This is a genomic window from Streptomyces xiaopingdaonensis, from assembly GCF_000262345.1.
Taxonomy (GTDB): domain Bacteria; phylum Actinomycetota; class Actinomycetes; order Streptomycetales; family Streptomycetaceae; genus Streptomyces; species Streptomyces xiaopingdaonensis.
Map to the genome: position 1 here is coordinate 1 of NZ_AJTQ01000150.1, position 19679 is coordinate 19679.

19 protein-coding genes and 1 riboswitch are annotated in these 19679 nt (G+C 72.0%); of the genes, 12 read left to right on the forward strand and 7 right to left on the reverse strand.

Going from position 1 to position 19679, the window contains the following annotated elements; translation table 11 throughout:
• From UWG_RS0112250 to UWG_RS0112285, 8 genes are all read left to right on the forward strand, one after another.
• On the forward strand, nt 1-335 hold a 335-nt coding region (locus UWG_RS0112250; protein ID WP_016907505.1), incomplete at its 5' end, for a GntR family transcriptional regulator.
• Between the two features lie 274 nt (nt 336-609).
• Nucleotides 610-2703, forward strand: coding sequence for a carbon starvation CstA family protein (locus UWG_RS0112255; RefSeq protein ID WP_237720063.1), 2094 nt, complete (start codon nt 610-612; stop codon nt 2701-2703).
• Nucleotides 2700-2897 carry a CstA-like transporter-associated (seleno)protein gene (locus UWG_RS0112260; protein ID WP_016907507.1) on the forward strand — a complete coding sequence of 66 codons (198 nt, stop codon included), beginning with the start codon at nt 2700-2702 and terminating at the stop codon, nt 2895-2897. Before UWG_RS0112255 ends, UWG_RS0112260 begins: the two co-directional genes overlap by 4 nt.
• 207 nt (nt 2898-3104) lie before the next feature.
• Complete coding sequence (locus tag UWG_RS29905; RefSeq protein ID WP_033196098.1) at nt 3105-3404, forward strand: DUF3311 domain-containing protein; 300 nt, start codon at nt 3105-3107, stop codon at nt 3402-3404.
• Nucleotides 3401-5041 carry a monocarboxylate uptake permease MctP gene (gene mctP / locus UWG_RS0112270; protein WP_016907509.1) on the forward strand — a complete coding sequence of 547 codons (1641 nt, stop codon included), beginning with the start codon at nt 3401-3403 and terminating at the stop codon, nt 5039-5041. Before UWG_RS29905 ends, mctP begins: the two co-directional genes overlap by 4 nt.
• A 62-nt stretch (nt 5042-5103) precedes the next feature.
• Nucleotides 5104-5622, forward strand: a complete 519-nt coding sequence (locus UWG_RS0112275) for a GNAT family N-acetyltransferase (protein ID WP_029391378.1) — start codon at nt 5104-5106, stop codon at nt 5620-5622.
• A 27-nt stretch (nt 5623-5649) separates the two neighbouring features.
• Nucleotides 5650-5784: riboswitch (cobalamin riboswitch) on the forward strand.
• Nucleotides 5785-5876: 92 nt separating this feature from the next.
• Nucleotides 5877-8282 carry a ribonucleoside-diphosphate reductase subunit alpha gene (locus tag UWG_RS0112280; RefSeq protein WP_016907511.1) on the forward strand — a complete coding sequence of 802 codons (2406 nt, stop codon included), beginning with the start codon at nt 5877-5879 and terminating at the stop codon, nt 8280-8282.
• The gene (locus UWG_RS0112285; protein WP_086022500.1) at nt 8273-9355 is read left to right on the forward strand and encodes a ribonucleotide-diphosphate reductase subunit beta; all 1083 of its coding nucleotides are present in this window, start codon (nt 8273-8275) and stop codon (nt 9353-9355) included. The genes UWG_RS0112280 and UWG_RS0112285 overlap by 10 nt, the downstream gene beginning before the upstream one ends.
• 45 nt (nt 9356-9400) lie before the next feature.
• On the opposite strand, the gene def is transcribed toward UWG_RS0112285, so the two are convergent.
• The 6 genes from def to UWG_RS0112315 form a co-directional block, all read right to left on the reverse strand.
• Nucleotides 9401-10048 (reverse strand): peptide deformylase, encoded by a 648-nt coding sequence (gene def, locus UWG_RS0112290; RefSeq protein WP_016907513.1) that lies wholly within the window; start codon nt 10046-10048, stop codon nt 9401-9403.
• 64 nt (nt 10049-10112) lie between these two features.
• The gene (locus UWG_RS0112295) at nt 10113-11114 is read right to left on the reverse strand and encodes a tetratricopeptide repeat protein (RefSeq protein ID WP_016907514.1); all 1002 of its coding nucleotides are present in this window, start codon (nt 11112-11114) and stop codon (nt 10113-10115) included.
• A 672-nt stretch (nt 11115-11786) separates the two neighbouring features.
• Nucleotides 11787-12173, reverse strand: coding sequence for a mycothiol system anti-sigma-R factor (rsrA, locus tag UWG_RS0112300; protein WP_033196099.1), 387 nt, complete (start codon nt 12171-12173; stop codon nt 11787-11789).
• Nucleotides 12170-12826, reverse strand: coding sequence for a sigma-70 family RNA polymerase sigma factor (locus UWG_RS0112305; RefSeq protein ID WP_016907516.1), 657 nt, complete (start codon nt 12824-12826; stop codon nt 12170-12172). The genes rsrA and UWG_RS0112305 overlap by 4 nt, the downstream gene beginning before the upstream one ends.
• Nucleotides 12827-13190: 364 nt before the next feature.
• Nucleotides 13191-13829, reverse strand: a complete 639-nt coding sequence (locus tag UWG_RS0112310) for an alpha/beta hydrolase family protein (RefSeq protein WP_016907517.1) — start codon at nt 13827-13829, stop codon at nt 13191-13193.
• 59 nt (nt 13830-13888) lie between these two features.
• The gene (locus UWG_RS0112315; protein WP_016907518.1) at nt 13889-14737 is read right to left on the reverse strand and encodes an SOS response-associated peptidase; all 849 of its coding nucleotides are present in this window, start codon (nt 14735-14737) and stop codon (nt 13889-13891) included.
• Between the two features lie 107 nt (nt 14738-14844).
• Between UWG_RS0112315 and UWG_RS0112320 the strand changes: the two genes are divergently transcribed.
• From UWG_RS0112320 to UWG_RS0112335, 4 genes are all read left to right on the forward strand, one after another.
• The gene (locus tag UWG_RS0112320) at nt 14845-15582 is read left to right on the forward strand and encodes a M50 family metallopeptidase (protein ID WP_016907519.1); all 738 of its coding nucleotides are present in this window, start codon (nt 14845-14847) and stop codon (nt 15580-15582) included.
• 74 nt (nt 15583-15656) lie between these two features.
• Nucleotides 15657-17042 carry a 3-phosphoshikimate 1-carboxyvinyltransferase gene (aroA, locus tag UWG_RS0112325; protein ID WP_050988557.1) on the forward strand — a complete coding sequence of 462 codons (1386 nt, stop codon included), beginning with the start codon at nt 15657-15659 and terminating at the stop codon, nt 17040-17042.
• An 8-nt stretch (nt 17043-17050) separates the two neighbouring features.
• Complete coding sequence (gene rsgA / locus UWG_RS0112330) at nt 17051-18079, forward strand: ribosome small subunit-dependent GTPase A (protein WP_016907521.1); 1029 nt, start codon at nt 17051-17053, stop codon at nt 18077-18079.
• A gap of 98 nt (nt 18080-18177) precedes the next feature.
• Nucleotides 18178-18501, forward strand: a complete 324-nt coding sequence (locus tag UWG_RS0112335; RefSeq protein WP_016907522.1) for a DMT family transporter — start codon at nt 18178-18180, stop codon at nt 18499-18501.
• 7 nt (nt 18502-18508) lie between these two features.
• On the opposite strand, the gene UWG_RS0112340 is transcribed toward UWG_RS0112335, so the two are convergent.
• On the reverse strand, nt 18509-19679 hold a 1171-nt coding region (locus UWG_RS0112340), incomplete at its 5' end, for an FGGY-family carbohydrate kinase (protein ID WP_016907523.1).

The window sequence follows — 19679 nt, forward strand, 5'->3', positions numbered from 1 at the left end:
CGCAGAAGCGGTTCCCCGCGCTCCGGCGCAGCCTGGTGAAGTACACCTCTCTCTATACGGCGTTGGCCGAGGTCTACGGCGTCCACCTCGCCGAGGCCGCCGAGACGATCGAGACCTCGCTCGCGACGCCGCGCGAGGCGTCGCTCCTCGGCACCGATGTCGGGCTGCCGATGCTGATGCTCTCGCGGCACTCCAGGGACACCTCGGGCGAGCCCGTCGAGTGGGTCCGCTCGGTCTACCGGGGCGACCGCTACAAGTTCACGGCGATGCTGCAACGGCCGCCGGGGGAAGCGCACTTCGGCGTCCGCGGCCCCGAACCGGGCGCGCACGCCTGAACGGTGCCGCGCCGGCGCAGCGAACACCCTGCCGACCGGCGGAAGTTCCCTGCGCCACGGTATAGCGTCGATCTTCGCGCTGTTCTACGGTCCTTGCCGGACAAGCCGATCCACCGACCCGCGAGGCCGGCAGCGACAGGGGGCGCCCGCCCGCCGGCCGCGGCCCCGACGGGCGGTGCCGCGCCGACGGGAGGACGACCGGGTGCGCTCTGTAAGACCACGTTCCGTCATCATATGGACGGCCGTAGCGCTCGTGGGCGCCGTCGGCTGGGCCATGCTCGCGCTCGCCCGCGGCGAGGAGGTGTCGGCGGTCTGGATGGTGGCCGCCGCGCTCGGCTCGTACGCCATCGGATACCGCTTCTACTCGCGCTTCATCGCCAAAAAGGTGCTGAAGGTCGACAAGAACAGGGCGACGCCCGCCGAACGCCTCGACAACGGCGTCGACTTCCACCCCACCGACCGCAGGGTGCTCGTCGGCCACCACTTCGCGGCGATCGCCGGTGCGGGACCGCTCGTCGGGCCCGTGCTCGCGGCGCAGATGGGATACCTGCCGGGGACGATCTGGATCGTCGCCGGTGTGATCCTCGCCGGGGCGGTCCAGGACATGGTGACGCTCTTCTTCTCGATGCGCCGCGACGGCAAGTCGCTCGGGCAGATGGCGCGCGAGGAGATCGGCCCCGTCGGGGGTGCGGCGGCGCTCGTCGCGGTCCTCGCGATCATGATCATCCTGCTGGCGGTGCTGGCGCTCGTCGTCGTCGAAGCGCTCGCGGAGTCGCCCTGGGGCACCTTCTCCATCGGGATGACGATCCCGATCGCGCTCTTCATGGGGTTCTACCTGCGAGTGCTGCGACCGGGGCGGGTCACCGAGGTGTCGCTGATCGGGATCGCGCTGCTGCTGCTCGCGCTCGTCGCGGGCCGGTGGGTCGCCGAGTCCTCGTGGGCCGACACCTTCACCCTCTCCCCCGGCACGCTCGTCATCTGGATTCTCGTCTACAGCGTGATCGCCTCGGTGCTGCCGGTGTGGATGCTGCTGGCACCGCGCGACTACCTCTCGACGTTCATGAAAGTCGGGACGATCGGCCTCCTCGCCGTCGGTGTCCTGGTGACGCTGCCGACGTTGAAGATGGAGGGCATCACCGACTTCGCCTCCGTCGGCGACGGGCCCGTCTTCGCCGGTTCGCTCTTCCCCTTCGTCTTCATCACGATCGCGTGCGGCGCCCTCTCCGGGTTCCACGCGCTGATCTCCTCCGGCACCACCCCGAAGATGGTGCAGAAGGAGACGCAGATCCGGATGATCGGCTACGGGTCGATGCTGATGGAGTCCTTCGTCGCGATCATGGCGATGGTCGCGGCCTGCATCATCGACCCCGGCCTCTACTTCTCGATGAACGCGCCGGCGGGCGTGATCGGCGACAACGTACAGGCCGCGTCCGAGGCGGTGGCGAACTTCGGCTACTCGATCTCGCCCGAGGAGCTCGCCGCCGCGGCGAAGGCCGTCGAGGAGAACTCGCTGCTCTCGCGGACGGGCGGCGCCCCGACGCTGGCGATCGGCGTCTCGGAGATCTTCTCGCAGGTGTTCGGCGGCGCGGGGATGAAGGCGTTCTGGTACCACTTCGCCATCATGTTCGAGGCGCTCTTCATCCTCACCGCGCTCGACGCGGGCACCAGGGTGGGGCGCTTCATGCTTCAGGACATGCTCGGCAACGTCATCAAGCCCTTCCGCAGGGTGAGTTGGCTGCCGGGTATCTGGATCTGCTCCGCCGCGATCGTCGCCGTCTGGGGCTACTTCCTCTGGGTCGGCGTCCATGAGCCGCTCGGCGGGATCAACCAGCTCTTCCCGCTCTTCGGCATCGCCAACCAGCTGCTCGCCGCCGTCGCGCTCGCCGTCTGCACGACGCTGCTGATCAAGTCGGGGCGGCTCAAGTGGGCCTGGGTCACGGGGGTTCCGCTCGCCTGGGACACCGTGGTCACGCTCACCGCGAGCTGGCAGAAGGTCTTCTCCAGCGACCCGGCGGTCGGCTTCTTCCAGCAGCGCGCCGACTACCAGGCGGCGATCGAGCGGGGAGAGGTCCTCGCGCCCGCGAAGTCGATGGACGACATGCACACCGTCGTCACCAACTCCACGGTCACCGGCACCCTCGCAGCCCTCTTCGCCGTACTGGTGATCCTCGTCCTCGCCGACTGCACCCGCGTCTGCATCAAGGCGGTCCGCAACCCGGCGGGTACGACGCTCCACGAGGCGCCCTACGAGGAGTCGAAGCTGGTGGCCCCCGCCGGACTCATCGCGACGAAGGAGGAGAAGGAGGAGCTCGCCGCCGTCGGCACCGGCTCGCCGGAGGGAAGCGAGAAGAGCGGGGAGAGCGGATGAGCACGCTGCGACGGGCCGCGCGCTGGGTGCGCTGGTACACGCGCGAGTTCACCGACGAGTCCGCCTACGAGCGGTACGTCGCGCACCTGCGCAGCCACGATCCGCACGCCGCCGTCCCCTCGCGCCGGGAGTTCGAGCGGAAGCGCACCGACGCACGGGAGGCAGACCCCACGGAAGGCTTCCGCTGCTGCTGACGTCGGTTTGCAGAAGCACCGAGGGGCCGCCGTGCGCGGCGGCCCCTCGGACACCGCGTCACACACCCGCCGGTGTACGGCAAAAGCCCTGGAGACGACGTTGCCGTACACCGACGTCCGCTATACGGACGGCAGGTGACGGGTTTCCAACCCTCCTCTAAATTACGTGCGTTCTGCACGCGCGTTACGAGAGGGAACGGAGCCCCCATGCCAGTACCACCCGAAGAGCCCGGGGGCGGACAACCGGTCGTCACCCCCTCCAGGGTCGTGGCCGGACTCTGCCTCCTGGCGCCGTTCGTCGGCATCCTGTGGGTGGGGCTCTACGCACGCGTCGAACCGACGCTCGCCGGGGTGCCGTTCTTCTACTGGTACCAGATGGCCTGGGTGCTGCTCTCGGCCGCGCTCACCGCCGTCGCGTACAGGCTCGTGCGTCGCGAGGAGGCCGCACGCGCCGCGCGGCGCACGGCGGTTGCGGCGCAGGAGCGGGCCGGAGGTGCCGGAGCATGAGCGGCGACGTCAACGGGATCGCCCTCGCGGTCTTCGTCTTCTTCTTCCTCCTCGTCACCTGGATGGGGTTCCGTGCCGCGAAGTGGCGGCAGGCGGAGAACAGCAAGTCGCTCGACGAGTGGGGCCTCGGCGGGCGGAGCTTCGGCACCTGGATCACCTGGTTCCTGCTCGGCGGCGACCTCTACACCGCCTACACCTTCGTCGCCGTTCCCGCCGCCGTCTACGCGGCCGGGGCCTCCGGCTTCTTCGCGGTGCCGTACACGATCCTCGTCTACCCGCTGATCTTCACCTTCCTGCCGCGGCTCTGGTCCGTCTCGCACCGCCACGGGTACGTCACCACCTCGGACTTCGTCCGCGGACGGTTCGGCTCGCGGGGCCTGTCGCTGGCGGTCGCCGTCACCGGCATCCTGGCGACGATGCCGTACATCGCGCTCCAACTCGTCGGCATCCAGGCGGTGCTGGACGTGATGGGCGTCGGCGGGAGCGAGTCGACGCACTGGTTCGTCAAGGACCTGCCGATCCTCCTCGCCTTCGCGGTACTCGCCGCCTACACCTACTCCTCGGGGCTGCGCGCGCCCGCACTGATCGCTTTCGTCAAGGACGGGCTGATCTACCTCGTCATCGCGGTGGCGATCATCTACATACCGATGCGGCTCGGCGGCTTCGGGGAGATCTTCAGCAAGGCCGGCGAGGCGCTCTCCCGGACCGATCCGGCGACGGGCGGGCCCCGGGGCGAGCTGGCGAGCGGGCCCGGCGCGCAGTGGGCGTACGCGACGCTGGCGATCGGCTCCGCGCTCGCGCTCTTCATGTACCCGCACTCGATCACCGCGACGCTCTCCGGCAAGAACCGCAACGTGATCCGCCGCAACACCACGATCCTGCCGCTCTACTCGCTGATGCTGGGCTTCCTCGCGCTGCTCGGCTTCATGGCGATCGCCGCCGGAATCGAGGTCGAGAACGGGCAGTTGGCGATCCCCCAGCTCTTCGACGCGATGTTCCCCGACTGGTTCACGGGCGTCGCCTTCGCCGCGATCGGCATCGGCGCGCTCGTCCCCGCCGCCATCATGTCGATCGCCGCGGCGAACCTCTTCACCCGGAACATCTACCGGGACTTCCTCCGGCCGCACGCGACGCCCGAGCAGGAGACGAAGGTCTCCAAGCTGGCCTCGCTGCTGGTCAAGGTCGGCGCGCTGGTCTTCGTCCTCGGCATGGACAAGACGGTGGCGATCAACTTCCAACTGCTGGGCGGCATCTGGATTCTCCAGACCTTCCCCGCGCTCGTCGGCGGGCTCTTCACCCGCTGGTTCCACCGGTGGGCGCTGATCGCGGGCTGGGCCGTCGGCATGGTCTACGGCACGCTCGCCGCGTACGGCGTAGCCAGCCCGACGCAGGCGCACTTCGGCGGGAGCAACGCGGAGATCCCGCTGATCGGTGAGATCGGGTACATCGGCACCACCGCGTTCGCCCTCAACGTGCTGGTCACCGTCGTCGCCACGGTCGTCCTGCGTGCCGTCAAGGCGCCCGACGGCGTCGACGAGACCCGTCCGGACGACTACACGGCGGACGCGGGCGAACCGCCGAACGCCCCTGTCGCACCGGCGGTTTCGCACCGTGAGGAGCGCGCGCCCACGGCGTGATCCGGCCGCCGATCCGCACGGAAAGGGCGCGCCCGTCAGTGGGGCGCCCCATCATGGACTCCATGGACATCACCGTGCGGACGGCCGGGCACGCCGAGCTGACGGCCGTCGGCGAACTCACCGCCGCCGCCTACCGCGAGGACGGCCTCCTCGACGCCGGGGACCCGTACCTCGACACCCTCGCCGACGCCGCGCGGCGTGCCGCCGGGGCGGAGCTGCTCGTCGCCTCCGAGCCGCAGGGGCCGCCGCTCGGCACCGTCACCTTCGCCGTCGCGGGCGGCGCCTTCGCCGAGGTCGCGCAGCCCGGCGAGGCGGAGTTCAGGATGCTGGCGGTGGCGGCCGAGGCACGCGGACGGGGCGTGGGCGAGGCCCTCGTACGGGCCTGCGTGGAGCGCGCGCGGCTCCTCGGCCTCCGTCGCGTGGTGCTCTCCACCCAGCCCACGATGCGCACGGCCCACCGGCTCTACGAGCGCCTCGGCTTCGCCAGGGACCCCGCGCTCGACTGGCGTCCCGTACCCGAAGTGCCGCTGTGGGGCTTCGCTTTGCCCCTCCCGCGCCCGGAGATCCGGCACAACATCTAGCAGGGCTCAGCAAGACCCTCCACCACATGTATGCTCGTCCCCGCTGCCGCCGCAGGGGAACCCGGTGCAAGTCCGGGACTGTCCCGCAACGGTGAGCGTGCCGCGTGCCGCCCAGGCACCGCGCGCGCAAGTCCGGTCACCTGCCGGCAGTTTCGATGACGCACCGGGCCTCGGGGATTGGGCCGGCGGACGCTTGCGGTGGCACCCGTGCGCGTGGCGACCTCCGAGGCCCACGAGCCAAGGAGAGCCACTCCATGACGACGACGGCCGGAACCGAACCCGCGCTGGCCGCTCCGCGTCCACCCGCGCCGCGCGAGGACGCGGCCGAGGACACCGCCGGCACGGAGCTGCTGCGCACCCTCACCACCCTCACCCTCGACCTCCCCGCCACGGACCCCGGCCGCGTCGCCGCCGCCGCGCTCCGCAGCCGCGGCCCCCGAGCCGACGCCGCCGAGCTCCGCGGCCTGGCGACCGACGCGGCGGCGGGGCTCATCGCCGAGGACCCCGCGTACTCCCGGCTCGCGGCCCGCCTGCTGAGCCGTACGATCCGCGAGGAGAGCGCGGCGCAGGGGGCGGTCTCCTTCTCCGCCTCGGTCGCCGTCGGCCTGCGCGAGGGCCTCGTCTCCCCGCGCACCGCCGAGTTCACGGCCCGGCACGCCGAGCGGCTCGACGCGCTCGTCGACGACGCCGTCGCCGAGGGCGCCGACGACCGGTTCGAGTACTTCGGGCTCCGCACCCTCCACGCCCGCTACCTGCTGCGCCACCCCCGCACCCGCCGAGTCGTCGAGCAGCCGCAGCACTTCCTCCTCCGCGTCGCCTGCGGCCTCGCGGACGAGAGCCTCCAGGACCCGGCAGCCGACGTCGCCGAGGTGTACGCGCTGATGAGCCGCCTCGCCTACCTGCCCTCCTCGCCCACCCTCTTCAACTCCGGCACGAGGCACCCGCAGATGTCCTCGTGCTATCTCCTCGACTCCCCCAAGGACGAGCTCGACTCGCTCTACGAGCGCTACCACCAGGTCGCACGGCTCTCGAAGTACGCCGGCGGCATCGGACTCCCCTTCTCCCGCGTCCGCGCCCGAGGTTCGCTCATCCGGGGAACCAACGGCCGCTCGGCGGGCATCGTCCCGTTCCTGCGCACGCTCGACGCCTCGGTCGCCGCGGTGAACCAGGGCGGCCGCCGCAAGGGCGCCGCCTGCGTCTACCTGGAGACGTGGCACGCCGACATCGAGGAGTTCCTCGAACTGCGCGACAACACGGGCGAGGACGCCCGCCGCACCCACAACCTCAACCTCGCCAACTGGGTCCCCGACGAGTTCATGCGCCGCGTCGAGGCCGACGCCGACTGGTCGCTCTTCTCGCCCGCCGACGTACCGGAGTTGACCGACCTGTGGGGCGAGGAGTTCGACGCCGCCTACCGCCGCGCCGAGGCCGAGGGACGGCAGGTGCGCACCGTCCCGGCGCGCGGCCTCTACGCCCGGATGATGCGCACCCTCGCACAGACCGGCAACGGCTGGATGGCGTTCAAGGACACCGCAAACCGCACCGCCAACCAGACGGCCCTGCCCGGCAACGTCGTCCACTCCTCCAACCTCTGCACGGAGATCCTCGAGGTCTCGGGCGACGACGAGACCGCCGTCTGCAACCTCGGCTCCGTCAACCTCGCGGCGCACCTCACGCCCGAAGGCGACATCGACTGGGAGCGCCTCGACGCCACCGTCCGCACCGCGGTCCGCTTCCTCGACCGCGTCGTCGACACCAACTACTACCCGACGACACAGGCGTCGGCCTCCAACTCCCGCTGGCGTCCCGTCGGTCTGGGCATGATGGGGCTCCAGGACGTCCTCTTCCGCAACCGGCTCCCCTTCGACTCCGCCGAGGCGCGGGAGCTCTCCACCCGCCTCGCCGAGCGGATCATGCTCGCCGCCTACGAGACGTCGGCCGAGCTCGCCGAGGCGCACGGCCCGCATCCCGCCTGGGAGGAGACCCGCACGGCGCGCGGCGTCCTCCACCCCGACCACTACCCGGAGCACGCCGACTCCTCGGCATGGCCCGGGCGTTGGCAGGCGCTGCGGGACCGCGTCGCCCGCACCGGCATGCGGAACTCGCTCCTCCTCGCCGTCGCGCCCACGGCGACGATCGCCGCTATCGCCGGCGTCTACGAGTGCATCGAGCCGCAGGTGAGCAACCTCTTCAAGCGCGAGACGCTCAGCGGCGAGTTCCTCCAGGTCAACACGTACCTCGTCGAAGAGCTGAAGCGGCGCGGGCTCTGGGACGCGCACACACGCGAGGCGCTGCGCTCCTCCGGCGGCTCCGTCCAGGAGTTGGAGGGCCTCCCCGAGGACCTCCGCACCCTGTTCCGCACGGCCTGGGAGCTGCCGCAGCGCGCCCTCATCGACATGGCGGCGGCCCGCACCCCGTACCTCGACCAGGGCCACTCACTCAACCTCTTCATGGCCTCGCCGACGATCGGCAAGCTCAGCTCGATGTACGCGTACGCCTGGAAGCGCGGCATCAAGACCACCTACTACCTGCGCTCGCGCCCCGCCACCCGGATCGCCCGTGCCGCGGCGGGCGCGACGGCGGAGACCGCCGCCACCGGCCGACAGACCGCCGAAACCTGCTCTCTCGAGAACCCCGAGACCTGCGAGGCATGCCAGTGACCACCACCGCCGACCACGCCACGACCGACGCCCGCGAGGAGACCGGCCGACGCAGCCTGCTCGACCCGGGCTTCGAACTCACCCTGCGCCCCATGCGCTACCCGCACTTCTACGAGCGCTACCGCGACGCCATCAAGAACACCTGGACCGTCGAGGAGGTCGACCTCCACTCCGACCTCGAGGACCTCGCCCGACTCTCCCCCGGCGAACAGCACTTGATCAGCAGGCTCGTCGCGTTCTTCGCCACCGGCGACTCGATCGTCGCCAACAACCTCGTGCTCTCGCTCTACAAGCACATCAACTCGCCGGAGGCCCGCCTCTACCTCTCACGGCAGCTCTTCGAGGAAGCCGTCCACGTCCAGTTCTATCTGACGCTGCTCGACACCTATCTCCCCGACCACGACGAGCGCGTCCGCGCCTTCGCCGCCGTGGAGAACATCCCGTCGATCCGCGCGAAGGCGCAGTTCTGCTTCCGGTGGATGGCCGCGCTCGAAGGCGAGGAGGGCAGCGGGTCCCGGCCGGTCGAACGGCTGGAGAGCCGCGAGGACCGCCGGCGCTTCCTGCTCAACCTCATCTGCTTCGCCGCCTGCATCGAGGGGCTCTTCTTCTACGGCGCCTTCGCGTACGTCTACTGGTTCCGCTCCCGCGGGCTGCTCCACGGCCTCGCCACCGGCACCAACTGGGTCTTCAGGGACGAGTCGATGCACATGTCCTTCGCGTTCGACGTCGTCGACACCGTCCGCGAGGAGGAACCCGAACTCTTCGACGAGGAGCTGGAGAAGGAGGTGGTGCTGATGCTCGACGACGCGGTCGCCGCCGAGCTCCAGTTCGCCGAGGACCTCTGCGGGGACGGACTGCCCGGCATGAACACCGAGTCGATGCGCGCCTACCTCGAGGCCGTCGCCGACCAGCGGCTCGCGCGGCTCGGCTTCGCCACGCGGTACGGGGCGCAGAACCCGTTCTCCTTCATGGAGCTGCAGAACGTCGACGAGCTCACCAACTTCTTCGAGCGCCGGGTCTCCGCCTACCAGGTCGCCGTCGAGGGCTCCGTCAGCCTGGACGACGACTTCTGAGCGCACGCGGTGCCGGCGCCCGGGCGGGGGCGCCGGCACCGCGTGTCAGGCGTTGGGGACCGTCTCGTAGCGCGGCGTCGACTCGTTCATCTGCCGCAGGACGTCCTTGCGTTCACGCTTGGAGAGGCGGTCGATGTAGAGGTAGCCGTAGAGGTGGTCGGTCTCGTGCTGGAGGCAGCGGGCGAAGTAGCCGGTGCCGCGGACGGCGATCGGCTTCCCCTCCGCGTCCTGGCCGCGGACCACCGCGTAGTCGGGACGGGCCAGCTCCATCGAGGCGCCGGGGACGGAGAGGCAGCCCTCGCCCGAGTCGTCGAGGTTCCGCCGGGCGGCGGGGAGTTCGTCGAGCACGGGGTTGCAGACGACGCCGACATGGCGCACGCCCTCGTCGTCCTGGCAGTCGTAGACGAAGACCTTCAGGTCGACGCCGACCTGGTTCGCCGCGAGCCCGACGCCCTCGGCGGCACGCTGGCTGGCGAACATGTCGTCGACGAGCGACGCGAGTTCACCGCCGAACTCCGTGACGTCCTTGCACTCGCGGTGGAGGACGGGGTTACCGACGACGGTGATCGGCCGGGCGGTCCCCCGCTCGCGATGAGCGGACTCGCGCTTCCCCGCGTCCTTGGTGTCGTCGACGAACTCCGTTCCGCCTTCCACGGAGACGGAACCGGACCTCGTACCCTGCTGCTGCGCCATGCCGCCGTAAGCCTTCCTCACACAGATCTGTCGCCGTACAGGGTACGGGGCGGCACGCGAAGGCTCAGCAGACCTCTTCCAGATCGCGCCACTCGCGGGTGTCCGGGCTGTCCGCGACCCAGCCGTCGAGGAGTCCGCGCACGAGCCCGGGCGGAGCCGCGAGGCCGCACTCGCGCTCGGGCACCCACATCTCTCCGGGGCCGCCCGGCGTCATGTGGCCGAGGGGCCCCGGGTGGCCCGGCGAGCTGTGGTCGTGCGGGTCGGCCTGGGGAGCGCCGTCGCCCTCGTCGGCGGGCATCGCGCTCTCCGAGCACGAGCGGCAGAGGAGGCGGACCGACGAGGACCAGTCCTCGGCCGCGAACCCGGCCTCGGCGGCGAGCCGCTCCAGCGCGTCCCGGTCGGCCTCGGAGGCGGCCTCCAGCATCACGACCCAGGTGGGCACGGGCGAGGGGGCCCAGAGTTCGATCTCGTCGAAGACCGGATAGCGCGGGCCCGCCGACGTGGTGCGCTCGCCGTGCGGCACCCCGTCGTGGAGGACGACCTCACCCCAGCGCCGGCCCGACGAGGGCAGCGGGACGCTCTGCACCTCGACGCGCGCCGGGTCGATCCGCCGGCCCCAGACGACCTCCGCCTCGCCCTCGGGCGAGAGGCGCACGGCGGCGCTGCCCAACTGCATGTCCCGCGGCTCGACGGCCGCGCCGCTGCCGTGCGTCTCACCGGGAACGCGCAGCCCGTACGCCTGCCATGCGCGCCTTGCGAGGGGCCAGTCCTGGAGCGCGGTCGCCGCGATGCCGACGTTCCACCAGTCGGGGGCGCCCTCCTCGCGCTCCAGGAGCGCGACGGCGCGGAGCCCGGCGGAGCGCGCCTGCTCCCAGTCGTGCCGGAACTTGTGCAGCAGGGCGAGGTTGAACCAGGACTCGGAGAGCCACGGTTCGAGATCGGCCGCACGGGAGAGCAGGGCGCCGGCGTCCTCGTAGCGCCCGTCCCCGATGAGCGTGAACGCGCGGTCGGTGGCCTGCCGCCACGAGGCGGAGGGCCGATGCCGCACCTTGCCGAAGATCCTCACAGTGTCCCGCCTGATTCCCGCCTGTCGCTTGGCTGCTGGGCTGTCTGCGCCGCACTTCGCGGTCTGCGTCCTCGCCGTCACCGCCCGCGTGGACGGCCGTGCGCGGTACGCGGGTTTCCCGTTTCGCATCCAACCATGCCCGCCCGGGTGCGCGCGCACTACTCGAGCGTCGGGCGGCCTGCTCGGGAGTGCGTCCGGCGCCTCGGCCGAAGCGCCGCCAGTGAGTGCCTACCCGCCATCCGGCCGGGAATCTCAAGGGAGTTGGGGTTCTTCTCGTGAACCTTCGGTGAGTGTCGTCACCCCAGGTAGCCGCGGACGGGCGGTACGCGTCCACTCCGCCGTACGTATCCGTCCGGCGGCGCAGGCAGCGGGCGTGCGCGCCGCGCAGGGGCAGGTACGCAGCGTGTGCGTGCGGCTGTGCGAAGACGGCTCGCAGGCTCGGGCGCCGGGCCCCAAGCGCCGCGCGGGAACGGCCGGTTCGGGCCGTGGGGAACGGGTGGACGGACAACGCGCGCGGCGCACGGCAGCGTCAACGCGCTGCCCCACAAGGGGGCTTGACAGTGCAGGGCGGCGGGCCGCAACGAAGCGCGCCCGAACGAGCCGCACCGCAGGGGAGTTTGGAGGCGACCGGCCGAGCCGCCGCCGCGCACAAGGGCGTTCACCGCCCAGGGCTCACTCGGCGAGCCGGCCGGCCTTCGGGCTCTCGGACGTGTCCTTCTCCGCGGCACCCTCCCCGGACGCCGGAGCGGCACCCTCTCCGGAAGCCTGGGTGTCCGGGCAGCGCTCCGCCGAGCCGGACTGCTGCCCGGAACGGATCACCTCGATCCGGCCCATCACCTTGGCGCGGAGGTCGGCGGGGACCTCGTCGTGGCCGCAGCAGCGGCGGACGAGCTTCTTGACCTCCTGCTCCAGGCCGTACTTCTCGAAGCAGGGCGAGCACTCGTCGAAGTGTTCCCGGAACTTGGCGCGGTCCCGGTCGGGCATCTCCTGATCCAGGTACTCGTAGAGGTGGTCGAGCACCTCCGAGCACTCCGTCTCATGCGGCTCTCCGCAACTCATGAGCCTGAGCCTTTCCCCTCGCGCGACCCGTCGGACACGGCACCCGCCGGTACGAGCCCGCGCTCGCGCGCGTAGTCCTCCAGCATGCCGCGCAGCTGACGACGACCGCGGTGAAGCCGGGACATCACCGTCCCGATGGGTGTCCCCATGATGTCCGCGATCTCCTTGTACGCAAAGCCCTCGACGTCGGCGAGGTAGACCGCGATCCGGAACTCCTCGGGGATCTCCTGGAGCGCGCGCTTCACGTCCGAGTCGGGGAGGTGGTCGAGCGCCTGCGCCTCGGCGGAGCGCAGCCCCGTCGACATGTGCGACTCGGCGCGCGCGAGCTGCCAGTCCTCGATCTCCTCGGCGGCACTCCGCTGGGGTTCGCGCTGCTTCTTGCGGTAGTTGTTGATGAAGGTGTTGGTGAGAATCCGGTACAGCCAGGCCTTGAGGTTGGTGCCCCGCCGGAACTGGTGGAAGGACGCGTACGCCTTCGCGTACGTCTCCTGCACCAGATCCTCCGCGTCGGCCGGGTTCCGCGTCATCCGCAGGGCCGCCGAATACATCTGGTCCAGGAAGGCGAGCGCATCACGCTCGAAACGAGCGCTCCGCTCCTCCTCCGTCTCCTGCTCTGCGTCTGAGCCGTCCTCGGTGCGCGCGACCGGACCCACCTCCTTCTCCGGAACTGCGGCGAACCCGATCGCAGGCCCGCCCGAATCGGAGAATAGACGACGATCCGCGGTGCCCGCCGCTCGAACCTTCGAGTCACCGGACAGCGCCAGCGTTGCCCAGTCCAGGTCAGCGGCCTGAGGACGCTCCGGGCAAGCGACAGAACCCATACGGGCGGCTCCTTCTCGTGATACTGCTGCTCGACAGGGTGTGCGCGGACGGTCACGCATAGGCCCTCTCACGGCACCTACACCCCGCACAACAGCAGGGCCGCACGGTGCATTCCCGCGGCCGCGGGGCGCGTTGGGACCTCGGCACCTCCGCACCCCCCGCCTCCCCGAGCAGCACGGGCGCACACGTGAGGGCTCAACTCCCCAGGCGTTCCGCCCATCCCGCCACCGCGTCGGTGAGCACCGCCAGCGCCTCCTCCTGCGTCGTCCCTGCGCGCTTCGGCACGGCGAACCCGTGGTCGCCACCGGGCACCCCGACGAGTTCCCATCCTTCGGGGAGCCGCGGGAACTCCTCGGGCCTCCCGAACGGATCGCGCTCCCCCTGCACCACGAGCACCGGCACCCCCGCGCCCAGCAGCTCGTCCGCGCGGGACTTCGCCGGCTTCCCCGGCGGATGGAGCGGGAACGAGAGCGCCACCACCGCCTCGGCACCGAGCTCCCCCGCCGTACGGCAGGCGACCCGCGCCCCCGCGCTGCGCCCACCGGCAACCACCGGGACCCCGGCCGCGAGGAGCGCCGGCCACACCTCGCGCCAGCCGGCGTCGAGCGTCTTCGGAGCGGGAGCGACCTTCTTGCCCGCCACCCGCCACGGCTGCTCGACGAGCGCCACCGTCACGCCGGCATGCGGAAGCGCGCCGGCGAGCGCCGCGAGGTCGCGCGCCTCGATGCCGCCGCCGGCTCCGTGGCCGAGGGCGAGGACGGTCCGCGGGTCCTCGGCGGGGTGCCAGGTGACGCGGGCCGTACCCGCCGAGGTCTCGATCGTCTCTGTGTCCATGATCCGCATCCTGCCGTGCCGGGGACGGGCAAGTGGCGGCGGCCGGCCGGGGGTTCAGGTCAGAACAGGGTGCCCTCGGGCTGCGGCTGCTCGGCGCCGCCCGCCGCCTCGGCCTCCGTCACGAGATCGGGTCCGTTGTTGCGCGCGTTGCTGACCCGCATCGAGACGGGGTACGCACGCATCCTTCCCTCAGGCGGCGGCGCGAGGAGACCGCGGAGCGACTCCTCCTCGGTGTGCGCGGGGTCGAGCCAGGCGTCCCAGCGGTCGGCGGGGAGCGCGAGCGGCATCCGCGGATGGATGTCGGCGAGCGACCGCGGCCCCGCACCGCCGTCGGCGCCCGCGAACGGCGCGGTCTCGGCCGCCGTGGTGAGCACGGCGGACGTCACCCGCCAGGCCTGCGGATGATCGGGCGGGAGCGTCGGGTCGCGCCAGAACTCGTAGAGGCCGGCCATCGCCAGCACGGAACCGTCGGCAGGCGTGACGAAGTACGGCTGCTTCTTCGCCCGCTTCCCGCCCTTCGGCGCCTCCTCGCCCTCGGACGCCGGGCGCTGTTCCCACTCGTAGTAGCCGTCGGCCGGCAGGAGGCACCGCCGTGCGGTGAAGGCGCGGCGGTAGGCGGGCTTCTCGTGGACCGTCTCGGCCCGGGCGTTGATCATTTTCACACCGAGGTCGGGGGACTTCGCCCAGCTCGGCACGAGCCCCCACGTCAAGGTCCGCAACTGCCGCACGGGCCGCCCCGAACCGTCCGCCTCCTCCCCCTTGAGCGCACGCTCGAGCACCGCGTGGACGGGCTTCGTCGGCGCGACGTTCCAATCCGGTGCCAGCGTCTCGCTCGGCTCCCACCGCTCCACGTCGAAGAGCCCGACGAGGTCCTCCGGCGCCCTACTGGCTGCGTACCTTCCGCACATGGGTGCCAGACTGCCACGGTGCCCCCGCACGTCGAAGCGGTTCCCCACCTCCGGCGGCGCAGGGCTCGGCAACGCAAGCGGGACCTGAGGGTCCGGGGAGGGACAGCATGGACAATGCGAGCATCACCGATGTATGGGACCGGGTCGTCGGCGGACAGCCCGACCCCGACCAGTGGCTCGTCCTCGCGATGGCCGCCGTCGCACTGCTCGCCGTGGTGCCGCCGCGGATCTGGCCCATAGCCCGGAACGCGGTGACCATCGCCCACGAGGGCGGCCACGGACTCGTCGCGCTCCTCTCCGGCCGACGGCTCGACGGCATCCGCCTCCACTCCGACACCTCGGGGCTCACCGTCTCCCGCGGCCGACCGACAGGCGCCGGGATGGTCCTCACCGCGGCGGCCGGCTACACGGCACCCTCCCTCCTGGGGCTCGGCGGCGCCGCGCTCCTCGGCAGCGGTCACATCACGGCGCTGCTGTGGGGAGCCACCGCGCTGCTCGTCGCCATGCTCGTCATGATCAGGAACGCCTACGGGGTGCTCACCGTCCTCGTCGCGGGCGCGGCCTTCCTCCTCGTCTCCTGGCTCGCCGACTCCGATGTACAGGCCGGATTCGCGTACGCCGTCGTCTGGTTCCTTCTTTTCGGCGGTCTCCGCCCGGTCTTCGAGCTCCAGTCCAAGCGTCGCCACGGTCAGGCCCCCGACTCCGACGCCGACCAACTGGCGCGCCTCACACGGGTTCCGGCCGCGGTGTGGGTCTTCCTCTTCTTCGCCGTCGCCGTCTGCTGCCTGCTCGGCGGCGCCCAGTGGCTCGTCGACTGGCGCGGCTGGGAGCTCTTCCAGAGCTGAGCGCCCGCACCGACCTGCACAGGCGGACGGCGCAGCCGGGCGAGCGCCCGGTCCGAGCCACTACAGTGACGTACATGGCCGACCACACCCGCCCTCCGGAGAACGCCGCCGACACCCTGTGGCCCGCGCCCCTCGCGCGCGGCCCCGTCGAGGCAACCGTCACCGTGCCCGGATCGAAGTCGGTCACCAACCGCGGACTCGTCCTCGCCGCGCTCGCCTCCGAACCGGGCTGGCTGCGCCGGCCGCTGCGCTCCCGGGACACCCTGCTGATGGTCGCGGCGCTCCGGGCGCTCGGCGTCGAGATCGAGGAGACGGTTTCCTCCAACTCGGCGGCCACGCCCGGCTCCCCCGGTCCACGCGCCGCGGGCGAGGCGTGGCGGATCATCCCCACCGCGCTCCAGGGCCCCGCCACCGTCGACGTCGGCAACGCCGGCACGGTGATGCGCTTCCTCCCCCCGCTCGCCGCGCTCGCCGAGGGCGACGTCCGCTTCGACGGCGACCCGCGCTCCTACGAACGCCCGCTCCACGGCGTCCTCGCCGGCCTCCGCGCACTCGGCGCCCGCATCGAGGACGGCGGCCGGAACGCGCTCCCCCTGACCGTCCACGGCAACGGCTCGCTCGACGGCGGCCGCGTCTCCATCGACGCCTCCTCCTCCAGCCAGTTCGTCAGCGCCCTGCTGCTCTCCGCACCGCGGTTCAACCAGGGCGTCGAGGTACGGCACACCGGCGAGGGCGGCGTGCCCTCGATGCCGCACATCCGGATGACGGTCGAGATGCTCCGCGCCGCCGGCGCCCAGGTCGACGCGCCGGAGGACGGCGGCGAGGCCGACGTCTGGCGCGTCACCTCGGGCGCCCTGCTCGGCCGCGACCTCACCGTCGAGCCCGACCTCTCCAACGCGCAGCCCTTCCTCGCCGCGGCTCTCGTCACCGGCGGCACCGTCACCGTCCCCGACTGGCCCCGGCACACCTCCCAGCCCGGCGACGTCCTGCGCGAGCTGCTCACCGAGATGGGCGCCGCCTGCCGGCTCGACGAGCGCGGCCTCACCGTCACGGGCGGCGGCCGCATCCACGGGATCGACGCCGACCTCAGCGAGGTCGGCGAACTCACGCCCGGCATCGCCGCGTTGGCGGCGCTCGCCGACGGCGAATCGGTGCTGCGCGGCGTCGGCCACCTCCGGCTCCACGAGACCGACCGCCTCGCCGCCCTCACCAAGGAGCTCGGCGCCCTCGGCTGCGACGTCTCGGAGACGGCCGACGGCCTCCGTATCCGCCCCCGCCCGCTCCACGCAGGCGTCTTCCACACCTACGACGACCACCGCCTCGCGACGGCCGGCGCGATCCTCGGCCTCGCCGTGGAGGGCGTCGAGGTGGAGAACATCGCCACCACGGGCAAGACCCTCCCCGACTTCCCCGCCCTGTGGGCCGGGATGCTCGGCAGCGAACCCTCCGAGGGCGCATAGGGCCCGCGATGCGCCGCTACAGCAAGCACACCGACGAGGACGACATCCGCGTCCGCCCCCACCGCAAAGGCACCCGCCCCCGCACCCACACCAGGCCCAAGCACGAGGACGCCGCCGAGGGCTTCGTCCTCACCGTCGACCGGGGCCGGATCACATGCCTCGTGCAGGACCGCACCGTCACCGCGATGAAGGCCCGCGAGCTGGGGCGCAAGAGCGTCGCCGTCGGCGACCGGGTCGCGGTGGTCGGGGACCTCAGCGGCGCCAAGGACACGCTCGCGCGGGTCGTCCGCGTCGAGGAGCGCACCTCGGTGCTGCGCCGCACCGCCGACGACAACGACCCCTACGAACGCGTCATCGTCGCCAACGCCGACCAGTTGGCGATCGTCACCGCGCTCGCAGAACCCGAGCCGCGCCCCCGGCTCGTCGACCGCTGCCTCGTCGCCGCGTTCGACGGAGGGCTCCAGGCGATGCTCGTGCTCACCAAGTCCGACCTCGCACCCGCCGAGCCGCTCCTCACGACATACGCGCCGCTCGGCCTGGAACACGTCGTCACCGGCCGCGAGGGGTACGAGGACGGCTCGGCGGCGGAAGAGCTGCGCGCGCTCTTCGAGGGGCGGACGACGGTCCTCGTCGGGCACAGCGGAGTCGGCAAGACAACGCTCGTCAATGCGCTCGTACCGGAGCGGCAGCGCACGACGGGTCACGTCAACGCCGTCACGGGACGCGGCAGGCACACCACCACCTCCGCCTTGGCGCTCCCGCTACCGGGCCCCGAGGGCGCGGGACCCGGCGCCGCGGGCTGGGTGATCGACACCCCTGGCGTGCGCTCCTTCGGCCTCCACCACGTCGACCCGGACCGCGTCATCCACGCCTTCCCCGACCTGGAACCCGGCACCGCCGGGTGCCCCCGCGCATGCAGCCACGACGAACCCGGCTGCGCCCTCGACCGCTGGGTCGCCGAAGGCCACGCAGACCCGGCCCGCCTGGCGTCGCTCCGCAGACTCCTCGCCACACGCGTACGGCGCGAAGGAGATTGACGGCGCAGCCACACCGGGGCTGTGCATAATCACACGGACGCAGTCGAAGCGTGCCCGACCGCACGGCGGACTCCGGGGGAACAACGGGAGGAAACCACATGGCATGGCTGCTGGTGATCGTCGCCGGACTACTGGAGACGGGCTTCGCGGTCTGCCTCAAGCTCTCGCACGGCTTCACCCGGCTGTGGCCGACCATCGCCTTCTGCGCCTTCGCCCTCGGCAGCTTCGGCCTCCTCACCCTCGCCCTCAAGCGCCTCGACGTCGGCCCCGCCTACGCGGTCTGGACGGGGATCGGCGCCGCCGGCACCGCGATCTACGGCATGTTCTTCCTCGGCGACGTCGTCTCCGCGCTCAAGCTCGTCTCGATCACGCTGGTGATCCTCGGCGTCATGGGGCTCCAACTCTCCGGCAGCGCCCACTGACGCTGCCTCACCCGGCGTCCGCGCGTTGACGGGCCGCGAGCGCGTGGACCGTTTCGCGCGTCGCCGGGTAGAGGGCGCGGTAGTGCGCGTAGAGCTCCTCGTAGCCCCGGGCGCGCTCCGGCTCCGGCTCCACCGTCTCCTCGACGGGGTTCCACCGCGCGATCTCTTCGGGCGCGGCGAGGCCGGTGGCGAGGGCCGCGAGGAAGGCGTCCCCGTAGGCGGCGCCGATGGTGTGCCGCGGCAACTGCTGCGGACGGCGCGTCACGTCGGAGACGATCCGCGTCCACAGCTCGCGCGCTCCCCCGCCGACGGCGACGAGCCGGCGCAGGTCGCCGCCGGCCTCCGCCATCGCCTCCAGGTTGTGCCGGACGCCGAAGGCCGTCCCCTCCAGCGCCGCCCGGTAGAGGTGGGCCCGACCGTGGCGGAGCGTCAGCCCTGCGACGACGCCGCGCGCGTCCGGGTCGAAGAGCGGGGTCCGCTCGCCCGCGAAGTACGGGAGCATCAGCAGACCGTCCGCACCGGGCGGCAACTCGGCCGCCTCGGAGGTGAGTTCCGCGTATCCGGCGCCCGTCAGGTCCCGGAGCCAGCCGGTGACGGCGCCCGAGGTGGCCATGCCGCCGGCGAGGCAGTACGTGCCGGGGAGCACGCCGGCCGTCGACCACAGCCGGCGGTCGGGCACCAGCTCGGCGACGGTGTTCACGAGGAACATCGTCGTGCCGTACATCAGCATCAGATCGCCCGTGCCCGTGGCGCCGACGGCGGCGGACTCCGCCCAGGCGTCGACGGTCCCCGCGGCCACGGGGGTACCGGCCGGCAGGCCCGTCGCCGCTGCCGCGTCCTCGCTCACCCTGCCCACGACGTCCGCGGGGTGGACGAGTTCGGGCCACCGGAGCCCCGGCGCGACCTCCTCGCACCAGTCGCCGATCCACGCGGAGACCCGGAGGTCGTAGAGCGGCGTCGACTGGCTCGCCGAGTGGTGGTCGAGGACGTAGGCGCCCGGACGGCCGCCGGACGCCGTCAGCCGGTGGACCAGCCACGAACTCGCCATGTACCAGCGGCGGGTGGCGGCGTACGTCTGCGGCTCACGCTCCCGCAGCCACTCCAGCTTCGGCCCGACCGACTGGCTCGTCAGTACCGAGCCGCACCGGCGCAGCACGCGCTCGCCGCCGAACCGCTCG

Bases quoted from the DNA above. Each gene is read 5' to 3' on its own strand.
- aroA (WP_050988557.1), top strand. From the start codon at position 15,657: ATGGCCGACCACACCCGCCCTCCGGAGAACGCCGCCGACACCCTGTGG.
- def (WP_016907513.1), bottom strand. From the start codon at position 10,048: ATGGCGCAGCAGCAGGGTACGAGGTCCGGTTCCGTCTCCGTGGAAGGC.
- UWG_RS0112275 (WP_029391378.1), top strand. From the start codon at position 5,104: ATGGACATCACCGTGCGGACGGCCGGGCACGCCGAGCTGACGGCCGTC.
- UWG_RS0112320 (WP_016907519.1), top strand. From the start codon at position 14,845: ATGGACAATGCGAGCATCACCGATGTATGGGACCGGGTCGTCGGCGGA.
- mctP (WP_016907509.1), top strand. From the start codon at position 3,401: ATGAGCGGCGACGTCAACGGGATCGCCCTCGCGGTCTTCGTCTTCTTC.
- UWG_RS29905 (WP_033196098.1), top strand. From the start codon at position 3,105: ATGCCAGTACCACCCGAAGAGCCCGGGGGCGGACAACCGGTCGTCACC.
- rsrA (WP_033196099.1), bottom strand. From the start codon at position 12,173: ATGAGTTGCGGAGAGCCGCATGAGACGGAGTGCTCGGAGGTGCTCGAC.
- UWG_RS0112260 (WP_016907507.1), top strand. From the start codon at position 2,700: ATGAGCACGCTGCGACGGGCCGCGCGCTGGGTGCGCTGGTACACGCGC.
- UWG_RS0112280 (WP_016907511.1), top strand. From the start codon at position 5,877: ATGACGACGACGGCCGGAACCGAACCCGCGCTGGCCGCTCCGCGTCCA.
- UWG_RS0112310 (WP_016907517.1), bottom strand. From the start codon at position 13,829: ATGGACACAGAGACGATCGAGACCTCGGCGGGTACGGCCCGCGTCACC.
- rsgA (WP_016907521.1), top strand. From the start codon at position 17,051: ATGCGCCGCTACAGCAAGCACACCGACGAGGACGACATCCGCGTCCGC.
- UWG_RS0112285 (WP_086022500.1), top strand. From the start codon at position 8,273: ATGCCAGTGACCACCACCGCCGACCACGCCACGACCGACGCCCGCGAG.
- UWG_RS0112335 (WP_016907522.1), top strand. From the start codon at position 18,178: ATGGCATGGCTGCTGGTGATCGTCGCCGGACTACTGGAGACGGGCTTC.
- UWG_RS0112255 (WP_237720063.1), top strand. From the start codon at position 610: ATGCTCGCGCTCGCCCGCGGCGAGGAGGTGTCGGCGGTCTGGATGGTG.
- UWG_RS0112315 (WP_016907518.1), bottom strand. From the start codon at position 14,737: ATGTGCGGAAGGTACGCAGCCAGTAGGGCGCCGGAGGACCTCGTCGGG.